Raw genomic sequence first — 7,026 nt, forward strand, 5'->3', positions numbered from 1 at the left:
CCGCGCCACTTCGGAACCGATTAGCGGTCGTCTTTGTGATCCAGACGGTCGCGCTCTTCATCTTTACGCTGATATTCACCATCAAACGTCTGCCCGCCATCGTTGCTGGCGCTGAACCCACCACCCGGCATACGCGAGAAGTGCAGATGCGGCAACAGTTTCATGGTCAGATGTTTCTGCACCGGCGGCAGCAGAAGCAGCAGGCCGAGGAAGTCGGTGAAGAAGCCAGGCAACAACAGCAGTAAACCTGCCAGAATCAGAGAAACACTTTTCACCATCTCTGCCGCCGGGCTTTCTCCTGCTTCCATTTTCTGCTGCATCAGCACGAAATTCTTGAAGCCCTGGTTACGCACCAGCGACATACCAATCACGGAAGTAAAGATGACCAAAACTAATGTGAGCAGGACGCCAAAGACATGGGCGACCTGAATAAAAATCGATATCTCTATATAAACATAGAGAAAAATAGCAATAAACGGTATCCAGCGCACTGGCTTCTCCTGTTGATCGCGGAGGCAGTCGCCTCCACGTAAAAATTTTGCTGCTGTCACCCAGTGTAGATGGTGGCGGCCTGTCATTTTTCAATCAGACAGTCGAGAAATTTTTGTCAGTGATGGTCAGGCGGTGACCTATTTCACAAATCAATAAATCTTATAAGAATCGCCTCGTAATAAGTGATCAAGATTACTGTAATTCGCTATCATCAGCATATGATCACGGGCACCGGGTCGATTAAGGACATAATCGTCGGCCAGAAAATACGCATTACCTCGTAAATTCTGCGTATTTGGTGAATTCATTGGCAGATTGCAAAAGAAGGTTCACATGTTAAACAACATTCGTATCGAAGAAGACCTGTTAGGTACAAGGGAAGTCCCTGCGGACGCATACTATGGCGTTCATACTCTGAGAGCGATTGAAAACTTCTACATCAGCAACAGTAAAATCAGTGATATCCCTGAGTTTGTTCGCGGTATGGTGATGGTGAAGAAAGCCGCTGCGCTGGCAAACAAAGAACTCCAGACCATTCCAAAAGGCGTTGCTAACGCGATTATCGCGGCATGTGATGAAGTTCTGAACAACGGCAAATGCATGGATCAATTCCCGATTGACGTCTACCAGGGCGGCGCGGGCACATCCGTTAACATGAACACCAACGAAGTGCTGGCGAACATTGGCCTGGAACTGATGGGACATCAGAAAGGCGAATATCAGTATCTGAACCCGAACGATCATGTTAACAAATGTCAGTCCACTAACGATGCTTACCCGACCGGTTTCCGCATCGCGGTGTACACCTCCATTGTAAAACTGGTGGATGCAATTCATCAGTTGGGCGAAGGCTTCCAGCGTAAAGCGGTTGAGTTCCAGGACATCCTGAAAATGGGTCGTACCCAGTTGCAGGACGCGGTGCCGATGACCCTCGGCCAGGAATTCCACGCGTTCAACGTGCTTCTTAATGAAGAAACCAAAAACCTGCTGCGCACCGCGGAATTACTGCTGGAAGTTAACCTCGGTGCAACGGCTATCGGTACGCGCCTGAACACCCCGGATGGCTACCAGCAACTGGCTGTACAGAAACTGGCGGAAGTCAGCAACCTGGCGGTGGTTCCGGCGGAAGACCTGATTGAAGCGACGTCTGACTGCGGCGCTTACGTGATGGTTCACAGCTCGCTCAAGCGCCTGGCTGTGAAGATGTCCAAAATCTGTAACGACCTGCGCCTGCTCTCTTCAGGCCCGCGCGCTGGTTTGAACGAAATCAACCTGCCGGAACTGCAGGCGGGTTCTTCAATCATGCCAGCCAAAGTCAACCCGGTCATTCCGGAAGTCGTTAACCAGGTGTGCTTCAAAGTCATCGGTAACGATATTACGGTTACTATGGCCTCTGAAGCTGGTCAGTTGCAGTTGAACGTGATGGAGCCAGTGATTGGCCAGGCGATGTTTGAGTCTATCCACATCCTGACCAACGCCTGCTACAACCTGCTGGAAAAATGCATCGATGGCATTACCGCCAACAAAGCGGTTTGCGAAGGCTACGTCTACAACTCCATCGGGATTGTGACCTACCTGAACCCGTTCATCGGCCATCATAACGGCGATATCGTCGGTAAGATTTGTGCTGAAACCGGGAAGAGCGTACGTGAGGTCGTTCTGGAGCGCGGCTTGCTCACAGAAGCTGAGCTGGACGATATCTTCTCGGCACAAAACCTGATGCATCCGGCTTACAAAGCGAAACGCTATACCGATGAAAGCGAACAGTAACAGTAGCGGTTAATATACAAGGGGCATGTCAGCAATGACATGCCCTTTTTGCTTTTTATGATTTACCAACCTACAACATTCTAATATCAACTTGTAAACACAAGGAAGGCTAATATGTTTGGTGCAGAGCTCGTTATTGTCCTGCTCGCGATCTATCTCGGCGCAAGACTCGGCGGTATCGGCATTGGTTTTGCCGGTGGTTTCGGCGTTCTTATCCTCACCCTTATTTTCCAGATTAACCCGGGAGCTATCCCGTTCGATGTTATTGAAATCATCATGGCGGTTATCGCGGCTATTGCCGCTATGCAGGTTGCCGGGGGGATGGATTACCTCGTGAGCCTGGCGGAGCGTATGCTGCGCCGTCATCCGAAGTACATCACCTTCCTCGCCCCGCTGGTTACCTGGTTTATGACCATTCTGGCCGGGACCGGGCATACCGCATTCTCCACCCTGCCGGTTATCACCGAAGTGGCGAAGGAGCAGGGTATTCGCCCATCTCGTCCGCTTTCTATCGCCGTTGTCGCTTCACAGATCGCGATCACCGCGTCCCCTATCTCCGCTGCCGTCGTTTTCTTTGCCGGTATTCTGGAGCCGATGGGCGTAAGCTATCTGACACTGCTGGCTATCTGTATTCCGGTCACGCTGATTGCCGTCATGATCACCGCCTGCGTGTGTAACTTCCTGGGCTGCGAACTGAAAGATGATCCGGTTTATCAGGAACGTCTGGCTAAAGGCGAAGTGAAGCTGCGCGGAAGCCAGGTCTTCAAACTGAAACCTCACGCGAAACGCTCCGTTCTGCTGTTCCTGATCGGTATCGTCGCCGTGATGTTCTACGCCACCGCCATCAGCGACACGGTTGGCCTGATTCAGAACCCGGTTCTGCCGCGTAACGAAGCGATTGTGGTCTTCATGCTGACTATCGCCACGCTGATTTGCTTTACCTGCAAAATCGATACCGGCGAAATCCTTAATGCCAGCACCTTTAAATCCGGTATGAGTGCCTGCGTCTGCGTACTGGGTGTGGCCTGGCTGGGTGATACTTTCGTCAAAGCGCACATCACCGATATTCAGGAAGTAGCGGGTGACCTGCTGCACAACTATCCATGGCTGCTGGCTGTGGTTCTGTTCTTTGCCGCGACCCTGCTCTACTCCCAGGCGGCAACCACTAAAGCGCTAATGCCTGCCGCTCTGATGCTGGGTGTTACCCCGCTGACGGCAATTGCGTCTTTTGCTGCGGTTTCTGCGCTGTTCGTTCTGCCAACCTACCCAACCCTGCTTGCTGCGGTGGAAATGGATGACACCGGCTCGACGCGTATCGGCAAATACGTCTTTAACCACGCCTTCCTGGTGCCTGGCGTCATCGCCATCGCCCTGTGCGTTATCTTAGGTTTCATCTTCGGCGGGATCATGCTGTAAGTAAAAAACCTTAAACCCGGGCCGCTCTGCGGCCCGATTCGCGCCTTCCCTCCTCCACACCGTGCTATAGTTGCCTCTTTCACCGATACGAGGTTGATGATGAGCACTACCGACGCTGTTGTTGTTCTCTGTACTGCCCCGGATGAAGCGACTGCCCAGGATTTAGCAGCCAAAGTGCTGGCGGAAAAACTTGCCGCCTGCGCAACGATTATTCCCGGCGCGACGTCGCTTTATTACTGGGAAGGAAAGCTGGAGCAGGAGTACGAAGTGCAGATGGTCCTGAAAACCAACCTGACCCATCAGCAGGCGCTGCTCGATTGCCTGAAGTCTCATCACCCGTATCAGACCCCGGAATTATTGGTTTTACCCGTTACTCACGGAGACAGCGATTATCTCTCATGGCTCAACGCATCCTTACGCTGATCCTGCTGCTGTGCAGCACATCCGCCTTTGCCGGTCTGTTCGACGCACCCGGCCGCACTAACTTTGTTCCGGCGGACCAGGCGTTCGCTTTCGATTTTCAGCAGAATCAACAGGATCTCAACCTCACCTGGCAGGTAAAAGAGGGCTACTACCTCTATCGCCAGCAAATTAAAGTCGTGCCCAATCAGGCGCAAACATCGCCACTGGTGCTGCCCGCCGGGCAGTGGCATGAAGATGAATTCTACGGCAAGGGCGAGATTTATCGCCAACAGCTAACCTTACCGGTGACGATTAATCAGGCGTCCCAGGGGGCGACGCTGACGGTAACGTATCAGGGCTGTGCCGACGCAGGGTTCTGTTACCCACCAGAAACCCGAACCGTCCCTCTAAGCGCCGTAGCAGCGACATCTGCCCCTGTTGAAACATCTGCACCTGCCAGCGCGGATTTGCCCTTCTCTGCGCTCTGGGCGCTGCTTATCGGTATAGGCATTGCTTTCACGCCCTGCGTGCTGCCGATGTATCCGCTAATCTCGGGGATCGTGCTGGGCGGTAGACAGCGCCTTTCCACGGCGCGCGCGCTACTGCTGGCGTTTATCTACGTCCAGGGGATGGCACTGACCTATACCGCGCTGGGGCTGGTTGTCGCCGCCGCAGGTATGCAGTTCCAGGCCGCGTTGCAGCATCCGTACGTACTAATCGGCCTCTCTGTGGTGTTTATCCTGTTGGCGCTATCGATGTTTGGCGCGTTCTCGCTGCAACTGCCGTCATCTGTACAGACGCGATTAACGCTGATGAGCAATCGCCAGCAGGGCGGTTCTCTGGGCGGTGTTTTCGCGATGGGTGCGATTGCCGGGCTCATCTGCTCGCCGTGCACCACCGCGCCACTGAGCGCCATCCTGCTCTACATCGCGCAAAGTGGTAACCTGCTGTTGGGCGGCGGGACGCTTTATCTGTATGCGCTGGGGATGGGTCTGCCGCTGATTCTGGTCACTGTCTTTGGCAACCGCCTGTTGCCGAAAAGTGGGCCGTGGATGGCGCATGTCAAAACGGCGTTTGGCTTTGTGATCCTCGCATTACCGGTATTCCTGCTGGAACGCATCATTGGCGAGGCGTGGGGACTGCGTTTGTGGTCACTGCTCGGCTTAGCCTTCTTTGGTTGGGCCTTTATCACCAGCCTGGGCGCGCAAAAGCCGTGGATGCGACTTGGGCAGATTATCCTGCTCGCCGCCGCATTAATCAGCGTACGCCCGTTACAGGACTGGGCCTTCGGCAACACGACTGCAGCACAGGAGCGCCCACATCTGAACTTTACTCAGGTTAGCAGCGTCGAAGAACTTACCCAGGCGCTGGCGAAAGCCAAAGGTCGGCCGGTGATGTTAGATCTTTACGCCGACTGGTGCGTGGCCTGCAAAGAGTTTGAGAAATACACATTCAGCGATCCACAGGTGCAACAGGCGCTGAGCAACACTGTATTGTTGCAGGCGGATGTCACCGCCAACAGCGCACAGAACACCGCATTGCTGAAACATTTAAACGTACTGGGCCTGCCCACTATCCTCTTTTTCGATAAAGAGGGGCAGGAACACCCAACACAACGGGTAACCGGCTTTATGGATGCTGCCGCATTCAATGCGCATTTGCGCGATCGCCAACCGTAGACAACACTTTAGACGGGAAAAACCGTTGGGAACGAAGGAGAACACTGTGCAACGTGAAGATGTCCTGGGAGAAGCCCTGCATTTACTTGAGATCAGAGGGATAGCCAGCACTACGCTTGAGATGGTTGCTGAGCGTGTCGATCGTCCACTCGACGAGCTGCGACGTTACTGGCCGGACAGCGAAGCCCTGCTTTATGACGCCTTACGTTATCTCAGTCAGCAGGTGGATATCTGGCGCCGCCAACTGATGCTGGACGATGAACTGAGCGCTGAGCAAAAATTGCTGGCGCGCTATAACGCCCTGACGGACTGCGTCAGTAATCAGCGTTATCCAGGCTGCCTGTTCATCGCCGCCTGTACGTTTTATCCGGACCCGGATCACCCGATCCATCAACTGGCGGATCAACAGAAGCAAGCGGCATATACGTTTAGTCATGAGCTGCTAACCCAACTGGAAGTCGATGACCCGGCGATGGTGGCAAAACAGATGGAACTGGTGCTGGAAGGCTGCCTCAGCCGGATGCTGGTGAATCGTAGCCAGGTAGATGTCGATACGGCGCATCGTCTGGCAGAAGATATCCTGCGCTTTGCTCAGTGTCGTCAGGGTGGCGCACTCACCTGAGTGTGCTCTTTTCAGGCACTTTGCACGAAAAGCATGCAGTTAACGCGTTTTTATCACTTATTTCGCTAAAACCCGTTGACGCCAACGGCCCTTTACGGTTTAATGCGCCCCGTTGCCCGGATAGCTCAGTCGGTAGAGCAGGGGATTGAAAATCCCCGTGTCCTTGGTTCGATTCCGAGTCCGGGCACCACTATTCCAAAGAACCCAGCCTATGGCTGGGTTTTTGCTTTTCTGGGGTTTGTACTCCACTCTTCCTGCCTTCCTCCCTCCCGTTTTTAAATCATCGCTGTAATCCACGAGACGCGTTTTAATCTGTTGGGTATTGCTCTGGGCAGGTATCCGTCAGGGAGAGGTTGTGCGCGCGGTGTTGCCCGGTGGCGCTGCGCTTACCGGGCCTACGGGTTCGTGCCATTCGGTGGGGTTTGTTCTTTTGTAGGCCGGATAAGGCGCAGCCGCCATCCGGCAGGTTTTTTTCGCACCAGCGCAAAAAGGCCATCCTTCCGGATGGCCTTCTGCTTATTTGATGCCTGGCAGCTCCCTACTCTCGCACGGGGAGACCCCACACTACCATCGGCGCTACGGCGTTTCCCTTCTGAGTTCGGCATGGGGTCAGGTGGCACCACCGCGCTAGTGCCGCCAGGCAAA

The 7,026-nt window shown here is 54.0% G+C and carries 6 protein-coding genes, 1 tRNA gene and 1 rRNA gene; 6 read left to right on the forward strand and 2 right to left on the reverse strand.

What is annotated here, in order from left to right:
• Positions 1-20: 20 nt before the first annotated feature.
• A complete protein-coding gene (locus F0Q32_RS24890; protein ID WP_015966240.1) occupies positions 21-491 on the reverse strand; it encodes an FxsA family protein in 471 nt (156 codons plus the stop codon).
• Between the two features lie 334 nt (positions 492-825).
• On the opposite strand from F0Q32_RS24890, the gene aspA reads away from it, so the two are divergent.
• The 6 genes from aspA (at position 826) to F0Q32_RS24920 (ending at position 6,571) form a co-directional block, all read left to right on the forward strand.
• Positions 826-2,262: an aspartate ammonia-lyase gene (aspA, locus tag F0Q32_RS24895; RefSeq protein ID WP_149465085.1), complete on the forward strand. Its 1,437-nt coding sequence runs from the start codon at positions 826-828 to the stop codon at positions 2,260-2,262.
• 114 nt (positions 2,263-2,376) lie between these two features.
• Complete coding sequence (locus F0Q32_RS24900; protein ID WP_149465086.1) at positions 2,377-3,678, forward strand: anaerobic C4-dicarboxylate transporter; 1,302 nt, start codon at positions 2,377-2,379, stop codon at positions 3,676-3,678.
• A gap of 99 nt (positions 3,679-3,777) precedes the next feature.
• A complete protein-coding gene (cutA, locus tag F0Q32_RS24905; RefSeq protein WP_015966243.1) occupies positions 3,778-4,101 on the forward strand; it encodes a divalent cation tolerance protein CutA in 324 nt (107 codons plus the stop codon).
• Complete coding sequence (locus tag F0Q32_RS24910; protein ID WP_149465087.1) at positions 4,077-5,759, forward strand: protein-disulfide reductase DsbD; 1,683 nt, start codon at positions 4,077-4,079, stop codon at positions 5,757-5,759. Before cutA ends, F0Q32_RS24910 begins: the two co-directional genes overlap by 25 nt.
• A 46-nt stretch (positions 5,760-5,805) precedes the next feature.
• Positions 5,806-6,381, forward strand: a complete 576-nt coding sequence (locus F0Q32_RS24915) for a transcriptional regulator (RefSeq protein WP_015966245.1) — start codon at positions 5,806-5,808, stop codon at positions 6,379-6,381.
• A gap of 114 nt (positions 6,382-6,495) precedes the next feature.
• Positions 6,496-6,571, forward strand: a tRNA-Phe gene (locus tag F0Q32_RS24920).
• A 335-nt stretch (positions 6,572-6,906) separates the two neighbouring features.
• On the opposite strand, the gene rrf is transcribed toward F0Q32_RS24920, so the two are convergent.
• Positions 6,907-7,022 (reverse strand): 5S ribosomal RNA (gene rrf / locus F0Q32_RS24925).
• Positions 7,023-7,026: the final 4 nt, after the last annotated feature.

The sequence above is a fragment of the Pseudocitrobacter sp. 73 genome (genome assembly GCF_008369545.1).
Classification (GTDB): domain Bacteria; phylum Pseudomonadota; class Gammaproteobacteria; order Enterobacterales; family Enterobacteriaceae; genus Pseudocitrobacter; species Pseudocitrobacter vendiensis.